Raw genomic sequence first — 23,749 nt, forward strand, 5'->3', positions numbered from 1 at the left:
ACCGGTACCAACACTTTTCTCGGAGACCCGCGTACGACTCATCGATGCGAACCGAAAGCCTCGAACTGACTGGCGAGACGGACGAAGCGGTCCTCACGGAACTCGGCGCGTACGCCTACGACCAAGGCTGGGCCGACAAGACCTACGCGGACGCCCTTCTGGAACGCGAAGCCGACTACCCGACGGGACTCGACATCCCGACGATGGGGTTCGGCATCGCCATCCCCCACGCCGACCCCGACCACGTCTCCGAACAGGCCGTGCTCCTCGGACTGCCGCCCGCGGGCGAGTCGATAGCCTTCCGGAGCATGGACAACCCCGACGAGCGCGTCGAGGCCGAAGTCGTCGTGTTACTCCTCGTGACAGACACCGACGGCTACTCGTCGTTCCTCTCGAACCTCGCGAAACTCTTCCAGGCCGAGGAGTTCGCCGAGCTGACGAAGCGCCGCGACGCCGACGGCCTGCTCGACCTCGTCGTCGAGCGCTGTGTCGATTTCGACGGCTGAGAAGGTCCAGTTCTCAGTCGATGAGCGCTCGCACGTCCTCGCGAGTCTCGGCGTTGAGGGCCGCCTCGGCGAGCGCCGCCGCCGACTCGTCGTCGACGTCCCGGACGCCCGCTTTCACGTCGGGAACCGTCACGGCGCTCATGCTCAGTTCGTCGAGGCCGAGCCCGACGAGCAGTTCGGTGAAGTCCGGGTCGCCGGCCATCTCGCCGCACATACCGACCCAGGCGTCGCCCTCGTGGGCCGCCTCGACCGTCCGTGCGATGGCGCGGAGGACCGGCGGGTGAAGCGGGTCGTGTAACGAGGCGACGCGGTCGTCGTCGCGGGCCGCGGCCATCACGTACTGCGTGAGGTCGTTCGTCCCGATACTGAGGAAGTCGAGGCGTTCGGCGAACTCGCGGGCGAGGAAGACCGACGCCGGCGTCTCGACCATCGCGCCGAGTTCGGGGACCGCGTAGTCGACGCCTTCCTCCTCCAGTTCCGCGGCGATTGCGCTCACGTCGTCGAGGAGCGCGTCGAGTTCCGCAACCGTCGACACCAGCGGGAACATCACGGCGAGTTGCGCCGGGCCGGCGGCCGCGCGCAGAATCGCGCGGACGTGTTCTTCGAACAGTTCGGGCCGCTCTCCCGGTGCGAACCGGACGCCGCGGACGCCGAGAAACGGGTTATCGCCGGGGTCGGAGTCGACGTACGGAATCGGCTTGTCGCCCCCGATATCGAGCGTTCGGACGACCACGCGCGACCCGGCGAACGTCTCGCACACCTCACAGAGCGCCCCGTACTGCTCGTCTTCGTCCGGCGGCGCCTCCCGGTCGAGAAAGAGGAACTCCGTTCGAAAGAGCCCGACGCCGTCCGCGCCGCGTTCGTCGGCCGCCACCGCTTCCCGCGGCGTTCCGACGTTCGCGGCGACTTCGACGTGCCGGCCATCGACCGTCGTGACGGGGTCGTGCCGAACCGTCGCGCCGCTCGATTCCCGCGCCGCGGCGACGGCGTCGGCGTCCGGGTCGACGGTCACGTCGCCCGTGGTGCCGTCGACGACGAGACGCGTGCCGTCGTCGAGGTCGAGCGCGTCGGCGTCGACGCCGACGACTGCCGGAATCGCCAGCGACCGAGCCATGATGGCGGCGTGCGACGTGCGGCCTCCCTCGACCGTGACGAACCCGGCGACCGCGTCGGGGTCTAACTGTGCGGTGTCGCTCGGGGTGAGCCGCTCTGCGACGAGCACCGTTCCCTCGGGGAGCGCCGAGAGGTCGACCCGGTCGCGGTCGAGCAGAATACGGAGCAGTCGGTCGCGAACGTCGCGGAGGTCGTCCGCGCGCTCGGCGAACATCCCATCTGCCTCCTCGAACCTGGCGATTGGGTCCTCGAACGCCCGCGAGACGGCCCGCTCGGCGGTGAGACCATCTTCTCTGACCGCGGTTTCGACGCCGTCGGTGATCTGCGGGTCGGCAAGGAACTGCTGGTGTGCGTCGAATATCTCCGCTTCGTCCGCGCCGACGCGCTCGGCCGTCCGAGAGCGCTCGCGGGCGAGTTCGTCCGCCGCCGTCTCCCGTGCCTCTTCGAACCGCTGACGTTCGGTCTCGGGGTCGGCCGCCGACCGTTCGGTGTCGTCGAGGTCGACCGCGGAATCGTACTGGACGACCGTGCCGACACCGAGTAGCGGCGTCACCCCGACGCCCGAGATTCGGCGGTCGCTCATCGGTCCCTCGTAGCTATCGCTGAATACGCTGGGCTTGCGAACATCGCACGCGTCTAGTCCGCGTCCGCCGGCAAAAACACTCGCGAAGCGGTAAAGCCTTTAGTACCGGCGTGGGAAATGATGGCACGGATGGCAGCGAAATCAGCGACAGTAGTCGTAGAGCACGAGACCGGTCTCCACGCACGCCCCGCGTCGATGTTCGTCCAGACGGCGTCGAAGTTCGAGACGGACATCTCCGTGCGGAAAGCCGGCGGAGAGACGGAAGTAGACGCCAAAAGCAGTATCGCCGTTCTCTCGCTCGGTGTCGGCCCGGACGAGGAAATCGTCATCACCGCCGACGGTAACGACGGCGAGCAGGCCGTCGAGCGACTCGTCGAACTCGTCCGGAACGACTTCGATCTCGATTCGTAGACGACCGCTCGGACACGTCGTCGACCCGACGCCCGACGACGTGGGGGTCGCGACGAGTGACTACAAAGCCGCCTGCAACCACGACGGCGAGTTCGACCGCGGAGGGGAACGGCCTCGCGGAATCGGTCGGGGTTCCCCCTCTCCGCAACCGAGTTTGGGAAAGAAATCTGATAATTTCTGGTATTATTCAGATATTCGATGATTTCAGCGGACATCCGAGAGTGCGCGAGATATCTCGGACACGCGCGCTGAGAGTGGATTCAACCGCCGGTTGAGATTTCAGGCGTTCAGAAATCGCAGTTTGGCGTTCGATAAAGAAAAACGAGTTTATCGTTGCTCTCGAACGCGTGTATCGGTGTTTTCGAATAGACACCACTACACCCACGACTTCAGCTTATCTTGATTACTGATATGTGTTTTTGACGAGGGAGTCTAGCGTCGAACCGGGGAGTCACGGGACGCGTCGCTAGCGAGGAACGAGTGACGTCGGGGACGTCGCGGCGCACCCGACGGTCAGGCGGTCAAAAAACGCGTGCCGAAGTGCGGCCTATCGGGAGGTCGGCGCGACTAGTGGAACAGCCGCCACACCAGACCGAGGAGGATGAACGGTGCGAACGGTATCATGAACACTGCAATCAAAGCGACGATGAGCGTTCCCATGAGCCCCATCTGGGTGTTCGAGTAGTCGGTTCGAACGGGGTTGACTGCGCGGGCCATACGTAGTCGTCCGTTCCCCTCATACATAACGTGACTGGATAGTTAATATATAAATAGCCGCGAGAACGGAGCGGCTGTTGTGGGCGAAAACAGGACGTAACGGGGTTACGCCCGAGTCGGCTCAGGTGCCCGGAGCGCCAACAACACGCCGGCGACGGCGACGCCGCCCGCGGCGAAGAACGCGGGTGCGTAGCCCGCGTAGTCGATAATCGCGCCGGCGGCGATGGGGGCGGCGAACGCCCCGAGGAGTCCGACGCTCGTCAGGAGCGAGACGGCCGTCGCCCGCACCGAGGGGGCGACGAGTTCGGCGATGTACGAGAAGATGAGTCCGGTCACGAGCTGGATGGCGAAGCCGACGACGACGACCGCACCGACGACGAGGCCGAGCCGCGAGACGAACGCGAACGCGACGACCGCCGGCGTGGCGACGGCGAACGACGAGACGATGACGCGGCGGCGGCGACCGCCGAACGCGCGGTCGGTAATCACGCCGCTTGTCGACCGCGCCACCGCGCCGATGGCGGGGAACAGGGCGGTCAGAAGGCCGCTGGCCGCCAGCGAGATTTCGAACTCGCTTGCGAGGAAGCTCGGGAGCCACGTGTTGACGAACAGGTACAGCGAGTAGGCGAGAAAACAGAGCCCGCAGACGGTCCAGACCGCCCGACTCCCGAACAGTTCGCGGAGCGCCGCCCCGTCGGGGGACGGCGCGTCGACACCGGGGACGCGCCGGCGCGTCGCGGCCGCGAAGAACGCGACGCCGACGACCGCGACCCCGGCGTACAGCGGGAGAATCGCGGGCCAGCCCGCCGCGTTCGCGATGAGCGGGCTCCCGAACTGTCCGAGGGCGAACCCGACGGGCGCGCTCGCGGTGAACACGCCGACCGCGGTCGCGCGCTGTCGCGGGGGGACGGCGTTGCCGACGACGTTCGCGCCCGCGTTCCAGAAGGTGACGTAGGCGAGGCCGCCGAGCACCCGCGAGGCGAGGAGCCAGCCGTACGCGCCGGCGGTGGCCGCGTACCAGCCCCAGCCGCCGGCGACGACGAGCGCGACGGTCGCCAGTCCGACCACGCGACGCACGGAAAACCGGTCGAGGACGACGCCGATGGGAACGCTCGTGACGACCGCCGTCGCGTACATGACGCTCACGAGCCAGCCCGCCGCGCTCGAACTCAGTCCGAGCGAGTCCTGAATGGCCGGAAAGACGCTCGCCGGGGCGATTTCGTAGGCCGCGGCCGCCGTCGAAAGCAGGAAGAAGCCGACGACGATTCCCAGTGTCTCGCGTCGCGTGCCCGTCGTGTCGTCATTCGTACTCACGGTTTCGCTACCTGCTCGTCGGAGGAGTATGAAACCGCCTGATGTCGGTCCGGTTTCGTCTCGTGGTGACCGCGAGCGTCACCGACTCAGTCGCCGCCCCGAAGCGCCCGCTCGATGGGCGTCTCGCCGCCCGTGAGGCGTATCGTCTCGCCGATGGTCCGGTCGATGTCGAGGCAGGCGACGACCGTCTGTGCGACGTCGGCCCGCGGAATCTCGGCCGTGTCGCCGCCGAGGCCGTCGGCGGCCAGCGAGACGGCCCCGGTCCCGTCCGCGTCGGTGAGCCTCGCGGGGCGGAGAACCGTCGCGTCGAGCGACGACTGTTCGAGGTGGTCGTCGGCGCATCGCTTGGCGACCAGATACGGCCGCAACGGCTCCGGCCCCGCGAGCGGGTCGCCCGCGCCGATGGAGCTAATCATCACGAAGCGGTCGATGCCCGCCTCGACACAGGCATCGACCACTCGCCGAGCGCCCCAGAGGTCGACCATGAGCGTCTTGTCCGCGCCCGTCGACCCCCCGGAACCGGCGGTGAAGACGACCGCGTCGGCCCCGTCGAGCGCCGCGTCGAAGTCGCCTTCGAGGTCGCCCAGTCGCGGCTCGCCGCCGCGGTCGCGGACCGCCTCGAACTGCGACTCGTCTCGCACGACACCGACGGGGTCGTGGCCGGCGTCCGCGAGTCGCGGGAGAAGCTCGCGTCCGATACCGCCGTTCGCGCCGATGACTGCGACCTGCATGGTTCGGCGGCGTGTAGTCGGGCCGGCGCAATAGGGGCTTGGTTCGGCGAAGGTGGCGAGGGGGCCCGCGCGACGGGAGCGCCGACGACCGACACCGAGTCCCGTCGAACCGGACGGTACTGCTGGAATCGTCACCGTCCTTGGTCCGCGGGCCCGCGTTCGGGTATGCGCGATTCGAACCGCGAGTGGATTCTCGCCGAGCGACCCGAGGGAGAGCCGGACACGGACAGCTTCGAACTCCGCGAGGGGGAACGACCCGAACCGCGACACGGCGAACTCCTCGTTCGCGTGCGGTACCTCTCCGTCGACCCGTACATGCGCGGTCGGATGCGAGACGCGGAGTCGTACGCCGAGCCGTGGTCGGTCGGCGACCCGATGCAGGGGGCCGTCGTCGGCGAGGTCGTCGAAAGCAAAAGCGACGCCTACGACGCGGGCGACCACGTGACCGGCAACGGGGCGTGGGCCGACTACAGCGTTCTCGACGCCAGCGAGGTCGCGCCCGTCGACCCGTCGGTCGCGGACCTCCCCGCCTACCTCGGCGTGCTCGGGATGCCCGGCCGGACGGCGTACTTCGGCCTGCTCGACGTGGGCGACCCCTCGCCCGGCGAGACGGTCGTGGTGTCCGGGGCGGCCGGCGCGGTCGGCTCCGTCGTCGGCCAGATTGCGAAGCTCAACGGCTGTCGCGTCGTCGGCTTCGCCGGCTCCGACGAGAAGGTGTCGTGGCTCACCGACGACCTCGGTTTCGACGCCGCAATCAACTACAAGCAGGTCGACGACTACCGGGCGGCCCTCGACGACGCCGCGCCCGACGGCGTCGACGTCTACTTCGACAACGTCGGCGGCCCCATCACCGACGCGGTGTTCACCAAGCTGAACCTCGACGCCCGCGTCGCCGTCTGCGGGCAGATCGCTCACTACAACGACGAGAGCGTCCCGACCGGGCCGCGAAAGCTCCCGCAACTCATCGCGCCGCGCGCGAAAGTGCAGGGACTCCTCATCGGCGACTACGCCACCCGGTTCGAACAGGCCAGCGAACGGCTCGGGTCGTGGGTCGCCTCCGGCGACCTCGAACACCGCGAGACCGTCGTCGACGGGCTGGAGAACGCGCCCGACGCGTTCCTCGGACTGTTCTCCGGCGACAACATCGGCAAGCAGGTCGTCGGCGTGTCCGAGCCCTAGCTCGGCGCGTGCTTCGGCCGTCAGTGGCAGGTCGCCCCACGAACGCGACCGGTCGTGCGACTTCGTTTTAGCCCGGCCTAAATTTCGAAGCACCTATATCGTTTTAGGTGAGCCTAATTCGTATGTTGGACGACGACGAGAACGCGAGGCCGACGCGGAGAGACTACCTGACGTACGGTGGGGCGCTTCTCGGCGGCGGGGTGCTCGCGGGATGCGCCGGCCAGTCGGGCGACGACGCGACGGCGACGGCGACGACGACCGCGGCCGACGCGGCGACCGAAACCGAGACAGGGGCCACCGAGGCGGCGGCCGAGACAGCCGAATCGAGCTACGCGGCCGAGCTGTCGCCGGTCGGGACGGTCACGCTGGACGAGCCGCCGACGAACGTGTTCACCCACTTCCCGTGGTTCCCGGACATGGCGAGCGCGCTCGGGCAGGGCGATACCGTCAACAGCCTCTGGTGGGACGGCACCGTCGCGGGCCTCGAATACTTCACCGCCGGCTTCGACGGCTTCGAAATCGAGTGGGCGGACGCGGCGGGCGAGTACGGCTTCACGAAAGAGCGGCTGTACGAACTCGACAGCGACCTCCACCTCGTGGACCCCGCGTGGGTGACCACGCAGGACAACTGGAGCCGAGCCGACATCGACGAGGTCGCGGACAACGTCGCCCCGTGGTTCGGCAACTACTACAGCAACTTCAACGCCGCGCCCCCGGAGGAGTGGGCCGACGGCTACGAGTACTACGACCTCTGGGAGCTGTTCGACCGCGTCGCGTCGCTGTACGGCGAGCGCGAGCGCTACGAGGCGCTCCAGTCCGTCCACGACGACTCACTCGGCACCGTCGAGGGCGGACTGCCGCCGGAGTCCGAGCGCCCGACTGCCGCGTACCTCTCGGTCTCGACGGACCTGTCGAGCATCTACCTGCTCCGGCTGAACGCGCCCGGCTACTGGAACGCCCACACCCGACCGCTCGGCGCGGTCGACGCCTTCGCCGACGCGGAGTTCACGGGGCCGTTCCAAGAAGTCGACATGGAGGCGCTGTTAGAGGCCGACCCCGACGTGATTCTCGCGTTGTGGACGGTCACGGAGACGTTCGACTTCGACGGGCTGAAGCGGAACCTCCGAGACGACCCCGTCGGCCGCGAACTGGCCGCCGTCCAGAACGACCGCGTCTACCCGCAGGGGACGCGGTGGCAGGGGCCGCTGATGAACCTGTTCCAACTGGAGATGACGGCCAAACAGCTCTATCCCGAGCGGTTCGGCGCGTGGCCGACCTACGAGGACGGCGACGACTACCCCGACTTCGGGACCGACGAGCAGTTGTTCGACCACGAGCGGGTCGAGGAAATCGTCACAGACGGCTAGCCCGTCACAGCCTGTCGTTCCCGTCAATCAGTGGTAGTGTCAGAAAGGATAAATTTTGAGGGCTGGTAGCGGGAGCTGAGTTCGACGCCCGTGGAGTTTTCAGATTCTGTCCGCGTGAACCCGGCCGACCAGCCACTCTGTGGTTTGACAGAGACGACATCTGTTCCAGACGAAACAAATCCGACAAACGAATAGACGACGCATCCGTCTCGGGAGCGTCTCAACGGTCAGCGGCGGCGTCCGGTCGGTTCAGTCGGATTCGGACTTGCGTGCCGGAGTCGGACGCTTCCACGCTCAGCGTCCCGTCCGAGCGAGAGACGATCCAGTACACCAGCCACAGGCCGATGCCGGAGCCGTGTTCGAGGTCCGTCTCCTCGCCGGCTTCCAAGACGGCGAACTCGGATGGCGGGAGGCCCGGTCCGTTGTCCTCGACGATAATCGTCACTTCCGACGGGGACACATCGGTCGTGACGCGCACAGCGATCGGTTCGTCGCCGGAGTGGTGAGAAACGGCGTTCTCGATTAACTCGGCGAGTGCGAGGTCGAATCGGGGATGTGCGTCGACGACGACGTCATCGACGTCGAACGAGACGGATTTCAGAAACTCGGCCGGAACGTTTTGTTTCACCTTGAGTAGATATTCGTTGAGCGAACGGCTGTCCGTCTCGGAATACGACAGCACGGTCTCGATTTTCCTCGCTTTGGCCGCTTGTTCGACGACTTTCATCGCACGCGTATGTATGCGACCCGCCGACTGAGCGGTCTCACCACCCGTCGAGTCTCGGATGATGGCCGCAAAGCCCGCAATCACGTTGAGGTCGTTTCGAATGTTATGACGGAAGATACGCGACAGGACTTGTTTGAGGAGGTCCAGTTCTTCCTCGCGCTCTTTGAGGGCCGTAATGTCGCTCAACACGACGATTTTCCCGGTCACTCCCCGGCCATAGGAAATCGCCGACGTCTCGATCGAGAACGTTCGCGTTCCACCGTTTACCGCTAACTTGATGACGTCGGTGGTCTCTTCGTCCGAAAGCACCGAAGCGTCGCAGATGAACTCCTCGAGTTTGGCACCGATGAGACGCCGTTCTGACAGTTGGTGTCCCGATTGGTTCGCATCAACGATGTAGCCCGCGGAGTTGACCACGAAGATGGGGTCGGTGATCTCTTCGAACGTCTGCTCCCGAGCGACGGGAACGAACTTCAGCAAGCCGTGTTCCCGAATCGAATACGCGAAAAAGAGCCCGGAACACGAGTACAGAACTGACGTGGGGTCGAAATAAATCGGGACGAGTCCCACGACTTTCACTATCGTCGAGCCGACGAGCATCGAGAACACGACTAAGAGATAGACGGTCTGTCGACGTTGCGTGCCGCTCGTCCGGAGCAGTTCTCCGACGAACATACCGGCCGCCAGAGACACGAGCAGGTAGCCGTAGACCTTCGTCACGAGGACCTTCAGCGGGCCATCGAGAAGTGGAAAGTGTAAGATGCCATCCGGGGTCGCGTAGTATGCACTCGTAAACACCAGTTCGTACGGATTAACCCACGAGATGACAAACAGAAGCAGTATCGGGCTGAACAGGACGTAAACGACGGTCCGGGAGACGGTCTGTTTGAAGACGAACTCGTAGGCGAGTAAGAAAAGCGTCACTGCGGCGGTCGGAATCATCACCCAGAAGAAGTTCGCAACCGCTAACGTGAGCTGTGGGTCCGGAATGAGCGTGAACGTCGCGAACAGCAACGACCAGAGACCGCCGGTGGCCATCGAGAGGATAAACCAGATGACGCCCGGTTTATCGCGTTCTTGCCAGAGGAGATGGCAGTTCACGACCGATGGAATCACCCCAAGGTACATCAGGACGACAGCGATTTCAGGGGTGAGCCATCGGTCAAACACGTATTCTATACCAGCATTATCGAGCTAATTATTCTTTTGGGAGATCTGTAATATAATCCACAATTCATGCTGGAGCGCCCATCCAGTGACGCCAGTATGGCGACAGGAACGGCGATTCTACCCCTTCTCACTACGGGGAGCGCCCGCATCCGCGCTCACGTCTCGAAGCACTCGCCCGGGGTCCCCTGAGGTCTCCTGTAGACCGGTGACCCAACAAGTATAGTACGAGCGGCGAGATTGCTCTGAGAGATGAACGGTACGGACTGGTTCCCACGACGGCAGTCTCCGATCTGTCACCTCCGCTCTCGGGGAGGAGCATACTGAGATGAGGGTAGCCGACGCACGATTCCTGTTTTTTCAGTTGAACATCTGGCTGTGTTTGCTCTCGGCCGCGATGGTCGGGGTCTCGGGGCTAGCGATGGGTGTCGACCCCCGCTCAATCGGGAGCGGGCTCCTGCTCGCGCCACTCCTGTTTTATTTCATATACGTCGAAGACCGACGCGGGGGGACGGCCGAAGACGAGATAAACCAACCGCACCGGACGAGGCTCGTCCGGCGGTACCAGCGGGGACTGTTCGTGACGGAACTGCTCGCGTTAGTCGGCTACGAACTGGTGGTCTGCCTGCTGGTGTTTCAGGCGGGAACCGCGACTGCCAGCGACTTACTGTTCGCCCAGATTCCCCTCGTCGTACTCGGAAGCTACGGGTGGCTGAAGCGCTATCCGACGCTCGATTCCATCGGCGTCGGGTTCACTTGGGCGTTCGTGGCCGTCTTTTCGGTCGTCGCGGCGACACCCCTGCAGTATTCGCTCGACGGCGCGGCCGTCTTCTTCGGGTGGTTTCTGATTACCGCCGCCGGAGTCGAGTCCCGCAACATCCAGGACATCTCCGGCGACACACACGCGAATAAGACCACGCTCGCGGGCTACTTAGGACCCCGAACGGCGTCGGTGTTCGTTCGACTCCTGAAAGCGGGCGGCGTGGCCGTGTTCTTGGCCGTTTCCGGGCCGCTCGTCGCCGGCCTCGTCGTCTGCTACTTGCTTTCGCTCTCGGTGTTCCGCCATCTCACGCGGCTACACAGGCGGGGCCCGTCGTCTGAGACGAGTCAGAGCACCGCCCGCGGGTGACGTGATGCGACGCGACGCGACACGACGTTGCGCGACGTGATGCGACGCCACGTGATGCGACGTGACGCCGCGGACCCCGCTTTGCGGCGGGGGTCTCAGCCTCTCAACGCGTCGACCGGCCGGTCGTTCGCCGCTTTCCACGCGGGGTAGATCCCGCTGAGGATGCTCGCGACGACGGCGAAGCCGAACCCGTACACCAGATACTGGAAACCGCTCCACTGCAACGCCCCGAGCGGGTCTCCTGTGATCATCTGGAAGATGACGAGCCCCGCCGCAAGCGAGAGGAGCACGCCGATGAGCCCTCCGAGCGCGCCCATCAGGGCGGCCTCCGTCAGAATCATCCGGAGCACTTCGGACCGCCGAATCCCGACCGCACGGAGGACGCCGATTTCGCCGCGGCGTTCGACCGTACTCATCAGCATCACGTTGAGGATGGCGACGCTCGCGACGACGAGCGAGATGCCGCCGATTGCCAGCAGGGCGAGCGAAAGCGTCTCCAAGAACCCGCCGACTTGGCCGGCGTTGCCGAACGTGTTGATGCTGAGTTCCTCTTCGTCTTCGGTGTTGAAGTACTCGTCTAACTCCCCGCCGATTTCGGTCGCGGTCGCGCTATCCGCGGCGACAATCGTCACGACGTTGTAGTGGTTCTGCTCGGAGAGGGCGGACTCCGGCAACACGAGTTCGCCGCCGCCGAAGCCGAACGCGTTTTCTTCCTCGATTAAGCCCTGTACGCGGTACAGTTGGCCGTCGTACTCGACGGGGTCACCCTCCTCGATGCCGAGGGTGGTCGCGGTGCTGTTGCTGAGGAGTGCGCCGCTCAACAGCCGGGTGGGCGCTTCACCCGAGGTGAGGTTGTACAGCGCCGCCGCGTTCGTCACCCCGGTGACGCTCACCCGCACCTCCCGTCCGTTTCGCGACGAGACAGTCGTCGAGTTCGTCTTCTGGGGGACCACCTCCGCGTCGGTCACCAGATTCCGCATCGTATCGACCTGGTCGTCGGTCACCCCGTCCGTGTCGCTGTCCTGACCGGACGTTATCGACACCTCGTTGCCGATGCTCCCCAGTTGCGACGTCGCTTGTTGCTGGATTGCGGCCGTCGCCATCCCGAGCGAACAGATGGAGACCACGCCGATGATGATGCCGAGCGCGGCTAACACCGTCCGCAGTTTGTTCCGGCCGAGGTTCCGCCACGCCATCTGGACGCTGGGGAACCGCCAGAGGAAATCGACGACGCTCATCGCCCGGAGACCTCCGTGACGACGCCGTCGACGAGTCGGACGGTGCTGTCGGTGTACTCCAGCATCTGTTCGTCGTGGGTGACCGCGACAATCGCGACGTTTTCGTCCTCCTTTAACCGAGTCAACTCGGTCAGAATCGTCTCTCCGGTGTCTTGGTCGAGGTTCCCCGTCGGCTCGTCGGCGAGGAGAATGTCCGGCTCGTTAATCAGCGCCCGCGCGATGGCGACGCGCTGTCGCTGTCCGCCCGACAGCTGGTCGGGTCTGTGGTTGAGCCGGTCGCCGAGCCCCACCCGCTGTAGGAGGTCCTGCGCGCGGTCGTGCCGGTCGACCGAGGTGTCCCACATCGAGGGAAGCTCGACGTTTTCGGTCGCGGTCAGCATCGGCAACAGGTGAAAGTCCTGAAACACGAACCCGATACCGGACCGCCGCTCTTCGGTCAGCTCGTCCTCGGTGAAGTCGGTCACGTTGCGACCGTCGAGGTGGACCGTCCCCTCCGTCGGCGTGTCGAGCAACCCGATCATGTTCAGCATGGTACTCTTCCCGGAGCCCGACGGGCCGATGATCGTCACCATCTCACCGCGGTCGGCTTGGAAGTCGACGTGGTCGAGCGCGGCGATGACCTCCTCGCCGTTCTGGTAGCGTTTCACGACGTCAGTGAGTTCGATGACACTCATGCTAGTGCTGGCGCCAGCGATAGATGCCAACTCCGCCGAGGACGACGACCACCAGCACGCCCCCGATAACGGGCAACGAAAGTGGGAGACCACCCGACGACCCGCCCGAGCCCTGACCCCGGTTGGACTGGGGACCGCCGGCGGCGGGCGTGACGCCGGTGCCACTCGAATCGATCGGCACCTCCTGTGTCGTCGTCACGCGGTCGCCGTCCACGATGTAGGACACCTCGATGGGGACGGTGGTCGGCTCGCCGCTGAGCTGTGCGGTCAGGTCGAACGTGGCGAACTCGCTCCCCTCTACGCGCCCGACGAAGTAGCCGCCGGACGGCGAGCCGTGGGACACGTTTTCCGTCTCCTTGACAGTCAGCAAGACCGAGCTCGCGTCCGTGTTCCCGATGTTCGCGGCGTCGCCCTGTATCGTCACGGAGCCGGTTGTTCGCGTGGTCTCGATGCTCGTCAGTCGAATCTCGCCGGGGACCGACTCGTCGTCTATCTCCTTCGACAGCGAGGTCGTGTACGTCTCTCCGTCGACGGTGTACGTCGCGGTGAACAGCACGACCTGGTCGCTCATATCGGCGGTGTCGAACACGACAGAGCGGTTCGTGTCCGGGCCGAGGTTCGCAGTGTACCGCTGGGCGACCTGGGAGTCGTTTACCGACGCGGTGATTTCGACGTTCGAGAGGTTCGTGTTCCCGTAGTTGGTCAACTCCACGTCGACGGTGTCGTTCGTCTGCTCGGTCACGGAGAGCCCGGCTCGCACGTCCCGTTCTTCGACCGTCACGATGACCGGGTACTCGACGTTGATGACGTTCCCGTTCTCGTGGCGGCCGGAGACGTGGACTCTGAGCCGTTTCTCTCCGGCGCTCGTGAACGTGGTCGACAGCGGCACGTCGACGGACCCACCCGGTCCGAGCGTTCCGAGGTTGTTCGCTTCAGCGACGATGCTCCCGCCCGAACGGAGCGTGATCTCTTTGAGGTCCACGCCGCCGGAACTGCTCTCGAAGTTCGAGACGGTCGCACGAACCGTGACCGACTCGCCGACGTACGGCTCACTCGGCTCGACTGTCGTCGAGTTGACCACGATTTGCCCCGACTGCGCGCTCACCGCCGGGAGGCCCGCGACGAGCACGCTCGTGACGGCAACCAGCGCGACTGCACCCGCGACAGCGGGCCGAACACCGCGACTCCGCGTCATGCGCCCGACCCGAACGCCACACTCGGTTGACGCCCGCCGTCGGTTCGCCCGCCGTCGGTTCGCCTGCCGGGCCGAACCGACCGCGTCAGCGGTGTCTGCTTCTTGGAGGGCCGATCGATCAGTGGGACCATCTGGTTGCGTCGCTCCATTTCTACAGAACAAATCAGCGAGCCAAGAATAAATGAGTCTTTTCACTACTTAGACCCAAATCACCCATAGATACCGTCGCAGTCGGTGAATCTGATACCCGTTTGTCGGTTTCAACACGCCGCCGACGTCTCGGGAAAAAGCCGGACGCTCGAACAGACGCCCCGACGAGGCGTCAGGTCCGAGTCGCGACGAGATACGCGATGGCGGTGAGTCCGACCCAAAGCGCGCCGGCGACGCCGGCAACGAAAACGAGCCGTGTCGACCCGACGACTCCGGCGACGAGCCAGACCAGAATCCCGACCCCGGCGAGTAGCTGGACGAACAATCCGCGCAGGGGAACGGGTTGGCTTCGAACCGTCCGAACCATTCCGTACCCGCCGAAGAAGAGCGCGGACAGGAAACAGCCACCGCCGAGGAGGCCCCACGCGGAGAGCAGGCCGGACCCGGAGGCCGCCCCCGGTTCAGGCTCGGTCAGGGCCGCGGCGGTCTCGGTGGAATCCGCTGACTCCGAGCCGGTCGCCGGTACCGGGCGAATCCGTGCCGTCGCGGATTCGTTGCTGTCGATTCCGAGGCCGTCTTCGACGCTGAGTGCGACCGTAAGCGTCTCGTTCGGCATGCGGAGGCTGAGTCCGGCGCGCTCCCGCGTCGTGTGGCTCGTCCCGTTAACGACGAAATGGTACTCCGAGACCGAGCCGGTCTCCGCCGCGCTTTCGGCCCCCGAGAGCTGGATTTGACTCCCCGCGACCGCAGTCGACGGCGTACTGAGCCGCGGGGTCGGCCGTCGGTACCGTTGCCCGATCGGGGCGTCCGCGACCGGGATGAAGTCGACCCAGCCGTTGGTAATCGTGATTTCGTCGCCGTCGCCTTCCGGCAGGATAGAGGAGTGATACGGCCCGCTCGCGGCCCCCCAGTAGTTCGACTCCGCGTTGACGGTCCGTATCGAGTCGGTGACGATTCGCGCCGTCGCGTTCGCCGTGACGAGCCGGGAGATGTTGATATCCATCCCGGTGTCGTGGCCGTAGACGTCGTTGTTAGCGATTCGGTAGCGGTCGGCGTCCGCCTCGCCGTACGAGAGCTCGATACCCGTCGGCAGTGAGTCGTCGACACGGCGGATATCGACCGCGCCCTCGGCCGTCGACCGGGTGTGGCTCACGCCGTCGGTGCGAAGGACGGCGACCGTATCGTCCCAGAGCGTCGCGATTTCGATCTGTTGCCGGAGTTGCGGGTTCGCAACGAGCTCCTCGAACGGGGCGTCGACGTCGCTCTGGTCGAGAATCGCACCGCGGGACCCCTCGGCGACGTAGAGCCCGGTTCCGGGGGCGACGCCGTCGAGTGCTGGCGGTCGGACGTGCGTATTCGTGTTGAACACGATGTCGTTGTTCCGAACCGTCGCGTTCAGGGTGCCGCGGGACACGAGCCCGTAGCCGTTCGCGGCGATGACGTTGTCCGACACGGTGAGTTGGCCGCTGTGGGTGAGCGGACTGGAAACGAGAACCCCGGCACCGCCGTTGTTCGCGAGGCGGTTCCCCGCGACGGTAACGCGGTGCACGAGGAGGTCCGAGCGCACCGTCAGCGCGTGGCCGCGGTTGTCGACAATCGTGTTGTTGGTCGCGACGAAATCACGGGCCAATGCGCGCACGAACACGTCGAGACCGTCGCCGCCGTTCTCGGCGATTCGGTTTCGTGACAGCGTGACGTTTCGGACCACGTGGCTGTTGACCGCGACTCCGTCCTCACCGTTGTTGAGAACTCGGTTCCCGGTCACCCGACCGTTCCTGATCGCCCAGTTGGAGAGCGCGACCCCGTGTTCTCCGTTTTCGCTGATGACGTTGTCCGTGAGCCACAGTTCGCCCTCGCTCGTTTCGGACTGGATTTCGAGCCCGTTGCGGTCGTTGTCGACCAACTCGTTCCCGCGAAGCGTCACTCGCGTGACGCCACGGTCACGCCGCTCGGACTGCCGAACGCGAATCCCGGTCTCCGACTCCGAAATCCGGTTTTCGTTTGCGACCAGCGTCGTCTGCGTCCGCGTCTCGACGTGGATTCCCGCGTCGCCGGCGTGCAAGCTGTTACCTCGGAAACTGCCTTCGCTCTGGGCGGCCCGTATCGCCACGCCGTCTCCCCGCACGTCGGTGAACCGACTGTCGCTGACCCGGATGCCGGTCGCGATATCCGCGTCGGCGAACAGCCCCGCGCCATCGATATCCTCGAACTCGGAGTCGCTGACGGTGATTCCCCGGACGCGTGTGAGGTCGGTCGGCGGCGCGTACGCGTACGGCGTCGTCTCCGCTCCGACGACGTACATCGCGTGGACCCCGTCGGACAACTGCGGAACCCGGCGTTCGAGCAGGCTGACCCCGACCGGGTACACCCCGCGCGTCCGCGGGTTCACGACCCCATCGTACTCGACGATGAGTCGGTCCCGACTCGATACGTACGTCGAGTGCGATAGCGAGATTTCGACGTGACGCCCGCTGACCGACACGTCCGAAACGTCGTCGTCGAACGACTGGTCGATATCTCCGTCGTTGTCGGTATCGAGGCCGATGCGACGAAGCGACCCAGTCTCGATGTCGGCCACCGACCGCTCGGTCGGATACCGCAAGCGAATCGTCTCCATCGAGACGCCGACGCCGGGGGCGAGCCTGAGCGTGTGCCGTGCGGTCCGGTTCCGGCGTCGGTCCGTCGAGTCGAGTTCGACCTCTTCGACGGCCCCGATCGACGGGCTCGCGCGAATCGCGTGGCCGCCGATTTCGGAAAGCGTCGACCGCGTTATCGTCACCGGGGGCGTCGTCGTGCCGTTCGCGGAGAGCCCGGCCACAGAGAAGTTTTGCAGACGCGAGTCGGTGACGGCGACTGCCCCCTCCCCGCTCGTGGTCGTAATCCCGCTTCGACCGCCTCGTAACGTGGTATTTCGCAACGAGAGCGTCGACGACTCGGAGCCGTTGTAGCGAATCGTCTCCCATCTGAGGTCCCGCCCGGAGGCCGCACTCTGCGTAATCAGCACGGGCCGCGTTTCGGTGCCGGTCGCGCGCAACGACCCCCGGACCGTGAGCGAGACGCCCTCCGCGAGTTGGACCTCCGTCCCGGGGCGGATAGTCAGCGTCGCGCCGGGCTCGACAGCGACATTCCGGATGAGGCGATAGGGACCGCCGTCTTCGGTCCACGTCGTGTCGGACTGGATCGGTGATTCGACGAACGTGACCCCAGAGGGTGCCGCCATGGCCGACGCGCTCAACATGGGGGCGAAAAGCGTACAGACGACAGCGAGCGCCACAGCCCACGGGATCAGTTTGTTAGTCACCACGTTTGTCTTACACCCTGATAGGTCAGGATACGGATTTAGTTTTCCCTTCCCCGAGTATCCGTCGCCGGCCCGAGGTCGAGACCGCTACCTCGACGATTAATGTATTCGAATATACAAAATAAATCTTATAGAACGACCGTTCGATAGAGTTTTACACCTCAACGAATCACGTCTCAGATGTGAAGTCGAACGTCGGAGACAGTGAGGACTCGGTCGGTCGACCGACGAGCCAGCAGTTAGACAACTAACACAGATCACCAAGATGGTACGGAACAAATCAGCGATACTCCTTTGTGTGCTAGTAGTAACGTCAATCGCGGCAGTTCCCGTGTCGGCCGAGAGTTCGGTGTACGGCAATCCGGAGCTCTCGCTGAGCGTGTCGGACAACACCTACCGGTCGAGTGAGTCCGCGACGCTGTCGATCGTCGCAAGTAACAACGGACGGCTCGAACAGGGTGGGCCAGCGCAGTACGAACAGGAGGTTCAGACCGCACAGAGCGTCCAGATGGAGGTTCTCGAAGACCAGATCGACGCGCCGATCGACGTGAAAACGGGGACCGTGACGGCGGGCGCAATCCCGGATTCGGGAACCGCTCGATTCGATTTCAACGTCGAAATCGGTGCCGCCGAGCCGGGGACCTACGAGATTCCCGTCGAGGTACAGTACAAGTACGTCCGGATGGTCACGTACGGCGACGTCGACGGCCCGGAATACGTGTGGCGGACGGTCACGAAAAAGAAGTCGGTGACGGTCGAGGTCGAAGACCGTCCGCAGTTCGAGGTCGTGAACGACGAGAATAACGCGGTGTTCGCCGGTGACACCGGCCGGCTCTCGTTCACGCTCGAAAACACGGGGACGCGAACCGCCACGTCGTCTTCGGTCCAGGTCACGACGCAGTCGCCGACGGTTTTCTTCGGAACGACGCAGAACCCGCAGTCGTCGACGAGCCTGTACGTCCCGTCGCTTCAGCCGGGTGAGCGGACGAACCTCTCTGTCCAAGTCGGTGCGGCGGCAGAAACCCAAGCCGGGTCGTACCCCATCAACCTCGCCGTGTCGTACGAGAACCAAAACGGTGTTACCGAGACCTCGGATACGCTGACGACCGGAGTCACGGTCAAACCCGAGCGGACGTTCGAGATCAGAGACATCGAAACGAAACGCTTCAGAGTCGACGAAGGCGAGGCGAAGATCGACGCACAGGTCGTGAACACGGGCGGTGGGTCCGTGAGCAACGTCGCCGTCCGTATCGGCAACACGGCCGTTGTGACGCCGACGAACGGCGAGTCCGCGATCGGTGACCTCGAACCGGGCGAGTCCCAACCGGTCTCCTTTACCGTCTCGATTCCGGCGAGCGCCGAGCCGGGGACGAACACGTTCCCGTTCATCGTCGAATACGAGAACCAAGACGGCGACGTGAGGACGTCCTCGCCGATTCGCAAGTCGATATCGATCGGGGCGGAACAGGACCCGTTTTCGGTCGTGAACGTCAGCACGAGCGTCTCGCCGGGGACGACGAAGACGGTTGACGTCGAGGTGCAGTACAACGGTGAAGAGCCGGTCTCGGCGGCCAACGCCAAGCTCTTCGTGAGCGACCCGATTTCGACGTCCGACGACGGCGCGTATCTCGGCGAGATGCAACCGGGAGAAACGAAGACGGCGACGTTCACCATCAGCGCCGGTTCGGAAGCGATCGTCAAAGCCTACGACGCCTCGGTCGAGGTCCGGTACGACGAGGCCGACGGCGACACGAAATACACTGACGGCCTGCCGGTCGGCATTGCCCTGTCCCCGTCGAGCGGTGGACTCCCGATTCCGATGTCGGTCATCGGTGTTCTCGCACTCCTCGGGATTGGAGCGATAGCCGTCGTCTACCGCCGTCGATGACGGATTATGGACGGGACAAGGAGTAACCATGGATAAGCTACGCGAGGTATTCAGCACGGTCGGAAGACAGGTCCAACAGCGGCCGGTCGCAGTGCTGCTCCTCGCAGTCCTGCTGATCTTCACCGCGTTCGGCGGTGCTGCGCAGATCACGAGCGTCACTGGCGACGCTGCGTTCGTTGCGGACAACCCAACGTTCGACGCGTTTACGGAATCGTTTGACCGAGGCAGCATTGCCGTTCTCGTACGGGGTGATATTTCGGAACCGCAGACACTCCACGCGATCGACCGCGTCGACCGGCAGATGTCGACGAAGGCGAACGTCCATACCGTAACGAGTCCGGCAGATCAGGTCCGCCAAGAGTACGGTCGAATCCCCGACTCGGAGGCGAAGATTCGAAGCGTTATCGGGTCACCGGACTACACGGTCGTCCAGATCGTCTTCGATACGGGGCTCTCTCAGCAGGACGAACGGCCCATCTACACGCAGGCCGTAGAAGCGACTGACTGGGCGGAGTTCCCCGCCGGAACGACAGTAACCGTCACTGGCAGTGCCGCGTTCTCTGCACAGCTCTCGACGCTCATTCAGCAGAGTACACAGCAGTTGCTCGGTCTCGCGATCGGGCTCATGGTCCTGGCGCTGTTCTTCCTGTTCCGCGGCGTCCGCCTTCGTCTCCTCCCGATTGTCGCCGTCTTCGTCGGCGTCATCTACACCTTTGGGGCGATCGGGTACGCTGGAGTCCCCAACTCGACGATGACCAGCGCGGTCTTCCCCATCTTGATCGGGCTGGGCATCGACTACTCCGTCCAGTTCCACGAGCGGTACGAGGAGGAACTGGAGAACCATCCGCCGCGCGAGGCGCTTCCGCAAGCGCTTGGCGGGATCGGTCCACCGGTCTTCGTCGCTATGCTCGCCGCCGCCCTGGGGTTCGGAGCGACGTGGGTGTCGACGTCGTCGCCGTCGATTATCTGGTTCGCCCAGACCTCGATCTTCGGCGTGCTTCTCACCTTCGTCGCGGGGATTCTCGTTCTCCTCCCGCTTCTCACCCTCTGGGTTCGCCGGCGGGGCGACTCGACGGACGAAACGCCGACCGAAGACGACGCTCCGACGACGGCCACAGCGTCGCAGTCCCAAGGCGACTCAGATCGCGTCGGCCTCGTTGGAGAACTGCTCGGCCGTTCGGCGCGGACACTCGCGAGTCATCCAGTGCTCGTCCTCAGCATCGCGCTGCTGATCGCTCTCGTGGGCTTTCAGGCTGGCGGGTCACTCGACACGCTCGCGGATACGGAAGGGTTCATCCCGCAGGACCTCCCCGCGTACACCGACCTCCAGCAGTTCCGCTCTGTTGCCGGGGGCGGTTCGAGCACGAGTTACGACGTGCTCGTGACCGGGACGAATCTCAAACACCCGACAACATTGCAGTGGATGCTTGACTTCGAGCACGTCGCAACACAGACCCCACTGGTACAAGGCGTCGATTCGCCAGCGACGCTGATTAAACAGTACAACGGGGGCCAAATCCCCCAAACCGAGAGTGGCGTCAAGCGCGTGCTCGAAACCATCCCCGAGAGACAGAAACTCCAGTATTACAACGATGGGCGTGCGCACATCATGGTCTACTCCGAACAGGATATGACCACCCAGCAGGCCCTCTCGTTCCTTGAGAACACGCGCGAGTCGATCGCGTACAGTAGCCCGCCGCCCGGAGTGACGGCGGACATCACGGGAACTGCCGCGATTGCGACGCCCTCCATCGTGGAGCAGATCAACTCACGAAACGTGACGACCGGACTGGGAGTCCTGTTCGTGTTCGTCCTGCTCCTCCTGTACTATCGCAATCTGGTGAAGGCCGTCGCGCCGCTCATCCCGATGGTGTTCGTCATCGGCTGGCAGAACATCTATATGTATCTGCTGAACATCCCGGTTTCGCCACTCGGTGCGAGTCTCGGGGCGATGACTGTCGGCATCGGTGCGGAGTACACCATCATCGTGATGGACCGATACTACCAAGAGAAACAGCAGGCGGGCGTCAGTCGACTCGACGCCGTCCAAACGGCGGCCACGCGGGTCGGGAAGGCAATCAGCGTGTCGGGCATGACGACGGTGTTCGGCTTTTCGGCGCTGGTGTTGTCGCCGTTCCCGATTCTCAGCGGGTTCGGGTTCCTGACCGTCGGCGTCGTGTTCCTGACGCTCATCGCGTCGCTGGCGACGCTCCCCCCGACGCTCGTCCTCTTGGACTCGATCGCCGAGCGCGTGACCGCCATCCGCTCCTCCGGCGGGTGACCGCCACCCGATTTTCTGTACGTCCCCCGCGCTAACGCGCGAGGGGTCCACCGTTGGGGTCGGAGACCGACTCTCGGAGGCAAAAACGGTGTGAGCAACGCCAGTCCCCACGGCGCATCGGCGATACTCGCTCGGGTCACGCCCCGAGAGACTCGCCCCGCGTAACTGTCGAAATCAGGTTTCTGACCGCCTCGACGAGTGTGCCGATGAGTCCGCCAGACGAGGACTCCGAGGGGACGCTGGGTAACGGCGTGTTCGTTCGCACCGAGCCGGCTGGAGTCGGTGTCGACGCGTTCGGTTCGTCGGCCGTTGCGTTCGGTGGTGCGACCTGAACCGTCTCGATATGCTCTCTCCCGGTCGAATCGGTCACACGGACCCGAACACGCGCCGGGTACCCGTCCAGTTGAAGCGTTTCGTTGATGCTAACGTCGCTGGTCACGCCCCCACCGTAAATCTGCGCTAAATCGATGGTGTCGCCGGTCGGTCCGACCGTCTCGGCGTACACGCTGGTAACGCGGCCATCGTACACGCGACCTTCGACGTGGACCCGGTCATCGCTGACCGCAATCGTGTCCGGCTGGAGTTCGATCGCCGGTCGCACGAGCTGCGTGACGTTCACCTCAAGTTCGCGTGTCGTCGCGTTGCCGGTGCCGTCGTCCGCAACGATGGTTATGTTTCGACTGTCCCCCACGAGCGGGACCGTCTTCGTGAACGTGTGTTCGATTGGCCGCGCGCCGATTGGCTTCGGCTGAATCTCGTAGTTCAATCCCGACCCGTCCGCAGAGCCGCGACGAACACCGACCGAACGGATGCCGACCGCATCCGTCACCCGAATCGTCAACCGAACCGCCGAGCGTGTTTTGACGAGGCTCTGGTTGAGTATCTCAATCGACGGCGGCGTCTCGTCTTTGACGTAGATGTCGACATCGTATTGACGGCGGTGGCCGCGCGAATCGAGCACCGTAATCTTGAGACTGTTTTGGCCAGCGCCCACGCTGTCGTCGAACGGCCCCAGCCGAAGCGGTTTCGAAATCGACGTGTTCGGATCGTCGATCACGACCCGTTTTCGGAATCCCCAGGGAGTATCGATACCCTGGCCGTGATAGCGCAGTTCGATCGACACCTGCTCGACGTCCGAGTGGTCGTAGAGCGTCCCGTCGAGGCTGATTCGAGACCGATTGATCGTATAGTTGTTCTCGGGGGTTTCGTAGATACTGGTGTTGCCCGTCCGGAACGGCGACGTGAACACCAACGCCGGGGCGATCGAATCCTCGATTATCGTTGCCCTGTGGGTCGTGGTTCTCCCGCCCTCCTTTACGAGAACCTCCAGCGCGTGCTCGCCAGCGGTCACATCGAGCGTTGCCGTTTCCTGGACCGCGGTGCTGTTCGGCGTATATATCCGTCGGCTGTCTCCGTCCACGCGGACGACGAGCAGTTCGATTGCCGCCGAACCGTTCGCTCGAACCGTGAGTTCGGGGTTGTCGCCGGTCGTAACCGTGTCCCCGTCGGCTACAGTCCGGTTTTCGATAACCAGCGTCAGACTCGGCTCTGAACGGTCGGTCGAATTGTTCCGTTCGACCTGCTGGTGTGTGTCCGAAACATCGATAGCCACGTCTCCAGTTGTCGTCGATGGCTCCGCCGCGGCGGTTACTCCTGCAGTAAAAGAGAGTATCAGTAGAACTGCGGCCGCCCAACCCACGTGCTTGGAGTCCATGTTCGAATACACTAGCCAGTGGGCGTTTCGAAGATAAATCTACAGACCCAACTATCATCGTTGAAATTCAGAGGAGGACTAACCGAGATGGCTCCAAGGATACGGGGCAATACGGTCCCGAATCGGGAGCCGCCGACCCAAGATGGAGTGGTACTGGCCTGTCGTTACGAGTAAGCAAATTGGTGTAGATTACTCGCATTTCAGCCATCAAACAACTGGCCACTAACACGACTAGTTGGGTCGATCCGATGACTGCCCATACAGAGGCTGGCTTGACGCCAACCTTTCTTACTCTCAAATCCATCGATACTAATCTATTTCGGTCTCAAGCCGCCTCTCGGGGAATTCTCGCTCTGTCGAGGGA

The 23,749-nt window shown here is 64.3% G+C and carries 17 protein-coding genes; 7 read left to right on the plus strand and 10 right to left on the minus strand.

The window, feature by feature from the left end:
* Positions 1-44 precede the first annotated feature (44 nt).
* The gene (locus C438_RS00290) at positions 45-506 is read left to right on the plus strand and encodes a PTS sugar transporter subunit IIA (protein WP_004967190.1); all 462 of its coding nucleotides are present in this window, start codon (positions 45-47) and stop codon (positions 504-506) included.
* Positions 507-519: 13 nt separating this feature from the next.
* Here the strand turns inward: C438_RS00290 and ptsP are convergent, their stop codons facing one another.
* On the minus strand, positions 520-2,202 hold the full coding sequence (gene ptsP, locus C438_RS00295) for a phosphoenolpyruvate--protein phosphotransferase (protein ID WP_004967191.1): 1,683 nt from the start codon (positions 2,200-2,202) through the stop codon (positions 520-522).
* Positions 2,203-2,331: 129 nt separating this feature from the next.
* Between ptsP and C438_RS00300 the strand changes: the two genes are divergently transcribed.
* Positions 2,332-2,613 (plus strand): HPr family phosphocarrier protein, encoded by a 282-nt coding sequence (locus C438_RS00300; protein WP_083899879.1) that lies wholly within the window; start codon positions 2,332-2,334, stop codon positions 2,611-2,613.
* A 567-nt stretch (positions 2,614-3,180) separates the two neighbouring features.
* Here C438_RS00300 and C438_RS19545 read toward each other — a convergent pair.
* The 3 genes from C438_RS19545 to C438_RS00310 form a co-directional block, all read right to left on the minus strand.
* On the minus strand, positions 3,181-3,330 hold the full coding sequence (locus C438_RS19545; protein ID WP_004967195.1) for a DUF7535 family protein: 150 nt from the start codon (positions 3,328-3,330) through the stop codon (positions 3,181-3,183).
* 105 nt (positions 3,331-3,435) lie between these two features.
* On the minus strand, positions 3,436-4,644 hold the full coding sequence (locus tag C438_RS00305; protein WP_004967196.1) for an MFS transporter: 1,209 nt from the start codon (positions 4,642-4,644) through the stop codon (positions 3,436-3,438).
* Positions 4,645-4,730: 86 nt separating this feature from the next.
* On the minus strand, positions 4,731-5,375 hold the full coding sequence (locus C438_RS00310; RefSeq protein ID WP_004967198.1) for an SDR family oxidoreductase: 645 nt from the start codon (positions 5,373-5,375) through the stop codon (positions 4,731-4,733).
* A gap of 165 nt (positions 5,376-5,540) precedes the next feature.
* Here C438_RS00310 and C438_RS00315 point away from each other — a divergent pair, with 165 nt between their 5' ends.
* Together C438_RS00315 and C438_RS00320 are read left to right on the plus strand one after the other, a co-directional pair.
* Positions 5,541-6,554, plus strand: coding sequence for an NADP-dependent oxidoreductase (locus C438_RS00315; protein ID WP_004967199.1), 1,014 nt, complete (start codon positions 5,541-5,543; stop codon positions 6,552-6,554).
* A gap of 122 nt (positions 6,555-6,676) precedes the next feature.
* On the plus strand, positions 6,677-7,921 hold the full coding sequence (locus tag C438_RS00320) for an ABC transporter substrate-binding protein (protein WP_004967200.1): 1,245 nt from the start codon (positions 6,677-6,679) through the stop codon (positions 7,919-7,921).
* Between the two features lie 220 nt (positions 7,922-8,141).
* Here the strand turns inward: C438_RS00320 and C438_RS00325 are convergent, their stop codons facing one another.
* Positions 8,142-9,776, minus strand: a complete 1,635-nt coding sequence (locus C438_RS00325; RefSeq protein ID WP_083899881.1) for a histidine kinase N-terminal 7TM domain-containing protein — start codon at positions 9,774-9,776, stop codon at positions 8,142-8,144.
* Positions 9,777-10,143: 367 nt separating this feature from the next.
* Here C438_RS00325 and C438_RS00330 point away from each other — a divergent pair, with 367 nt between their 5' ends.
* Complete coding sequence (locus C438_RS00330; protein WP_004967203.1) at positions 10,144-10,944, plus strand: UbiA family prenyltransferase; 801 nt, start codon at positions 10,144-10,146, stop codon at positions 10,942-10,944.
* A 95-nt stretch (positions 10,945-11,039) separates the two neighbouring features.
* On the opposite strand, the gene C438_RS00335 is transcribed toward C438_RS00330, so the two are convergent.
* The 4 genes from C438_RS00335 to C438_RS00350 all read right to left on the minus strand — a co-directional run bounded on the left by C438_RS00335 (position 11,040) and on the right by C438_RS00350 (position 17,439).
* Complete coding sequence (locus C438_RS00335) at positions 11,040-12,182, minus strand: ABC transporter permease (protein ID WP_004967204.1); 1,143 nt, start codon at positions 12,180-12,182, stop codon at positions 11,040-11,042.
* The gene (locus C438_RS00340) at positions 12,179-12,856 is read right to left on the minus strand and encodes an ABC transporter ATP-binding protein (protein WP_004967206.1); all 678 of its coding nucleotides are present in this window, start codon (positions 12,854-12,856) and stop codon (positions 12,179-12,181) included. The genes C438_RS00335 and C438_RS00340 overlap by 4 nt, the downstream gene beginning before the upstream one ends.
* 1 nt (position 12,857) lies before the next feature.
* The gene (locus tag C438_RS00345) at positions 12,858-14,051 is read right to left on the minus strand and encodes a hypothetical protein (protein ID WP_049917607.1); all 1,194 of its coding nucleotides are present in this window, start codon (positions 14,049-14,051) and stop codon (positions 12,858-12,860) included.
* A 322-nt stretch (positions 14,052-14,373) separates the two neighbouring features.
* Positions 14,374-17,439 (minus strand): right-handed parallel beta-helix repeat-containing protein, encoded by a 3,066-nt coding sequence (locus C438_RS00350; protein WP_004967208.1) that lies wholly within the window; start codon positions 17,437-17,439, stop codon positions 14,374-14,376.
* A 394-nt stretch (positions 17,440-17,833) separates the two neighbouring features.
* Here C438_RS00350 and C438_RS00355 point away from each other — a divergent pair, with 394 nt between their 5' ends.
* Entirely contained in the window at positions 17,834-19,390 is a 1,557-nt protein-coding gene (locus tag C438_RS00355) for a COG1361 S-layer family protein (RefSeq protein WP_004967209.1), read from the plus strand.
* 28 nt (positions 19,391-19,418) lie between these two features.
* Positions 19,419-21,671 (plus strand): efflux RND transporter permease subunit, encoded by a 2,253-nt coding sequence (locus tag C438_RS00360; RefSeq protein WP_004967211.1) that lies wholly within the window; start codon positions 19,419-19,421, stop codon positions 21,669-21,671.
* A 136-nt stretch (positions 21,672-21,807) separates the two neighbouring features.
* On the opposite strand, the gene C438_RS00365 is transcribed toward C438_RS00360, so the two are convergent.
* Complete coding sequence (locus C438_RS00365) at positions 21,808-23,385, minus strand: hypothetical protein (RefSeq protein ID WP_049917608.1); 1,578 nt, start codon at positions 23,383-23,385, stop codon at positions 21,808-21,810.
* Positions 23,386-23,749 lie beyond the last annotated feature (364 nt).

Origin of the sequence: Haloferax denitrificans ATCC 35960 (assembly GCF_000337795.1) — an archaeon.
In the GTDB taxonomy this organism is placed as follows: Archaea; Halobacteriota; Halobacteria; order Halobacteriales; family Haloferacaceae; genus Haloferax; species Haloferax denitrificans.

Coding starts and splice junctions, on each gene's coding strand:
- C438_RS00290 (WP_004967190.1), top strand. CDS start 45: ATGCGAACCGAAAGCCTCGAACTGACTGGCGAGACGGACGAAGCGGTC.
- ptsP (WP_004967191.1), bottom strand. CDS start 2,202: ATGAGCGACCGCCGAATCTCGGGCGTCGGGGTGACGCCGCTACTCGGT.
- C438_RS00300 (WP_083899879.1), top strand. CDS start 2,332: ATGGCAGCGAAATCAGCGACAGTAGTCGTAGAGCACGAGACCGGTCTC.
- C438_RS19545 (WP_004967195.1), bottom strand. CDS start 3,330: ATGGCCCGCGCAGTCAACCCCGTTCGAACCGACTACTCGAACACCCAG.
- C438_RS00310 (WP_004967198.1), bottom strand. CDS start 5,375: ATGCAGGTCGCAGTCATCGGCGCGAACGGCGGTATCGGACGCGAGCTT.
- C438_RS00315 (WP_004967199.1), top strand. CDS start 5,541: ATGCGCGATTCGAACCGCGAGTGGATTCTCGCCGAGCGACCCGAGGGA.
- C438_RS00320 (WP_004967200.1), top strand. CDS start 6,677: ATGTTGGACGACGACGAGAACGCGAGGCCGACGCGGAGAGACTACCTG.
- C438_RS00325 (WP_083899881.1), bottom strand. CDS start 9,776: ATGTACCTTGGGGTGATTCCATCGGTCGTGAACTGCCATCTCCTCTGG.
- C438_RS00330 (WP_004967203.1), top strand. CDS start 10,144: ATGAGGGTAGCCGACGCACGATTCCTGTTTTTTCAGTTGAACATCTGG.
- C438_RS00335 (WP_004967204.1), bottom strand. CDS start 12,182: ATGAGCGTCGTCGATTTCCTCTGGCGGTTCCCCAGCGTCCAGATGGCG.
- C438_RS00340 (WP_004967206.1), bottom strand. CDS start 12,856: ATGAGTGTCATCGAACTCACTGACGTCGTGAAACGCTACCAGAACGGC.
- C438_RS00345 (WP_049917607.1), bottom strand. CDS start 14,051: ATGACGCGGAGTCGCGGTGTTCGGCCCGCTGTCGCGGGTGCAGTCGCG.
- C438_RS00350 (WP_004967208.1), bottom strand. CDS start 17,439: ATGTTGAGCGCGTCGGCCATGGCGGCACCCTCTGGGGTCACGTTCGTC.
- C438_RS00360 (WP_004967211.1), top strand. CDS start 19,419: ATGGATAAGCTACGCGAGGTATTCAGCACGGTCGGAAGACAGGTCCAA.
- C438_RS00365 (WP_049917608.1), bottom strand. CDS start 23,385: ATGGACTCCAAGCACGTGGGTTGGGCGGCCGCAGTTCTACTGATACTC.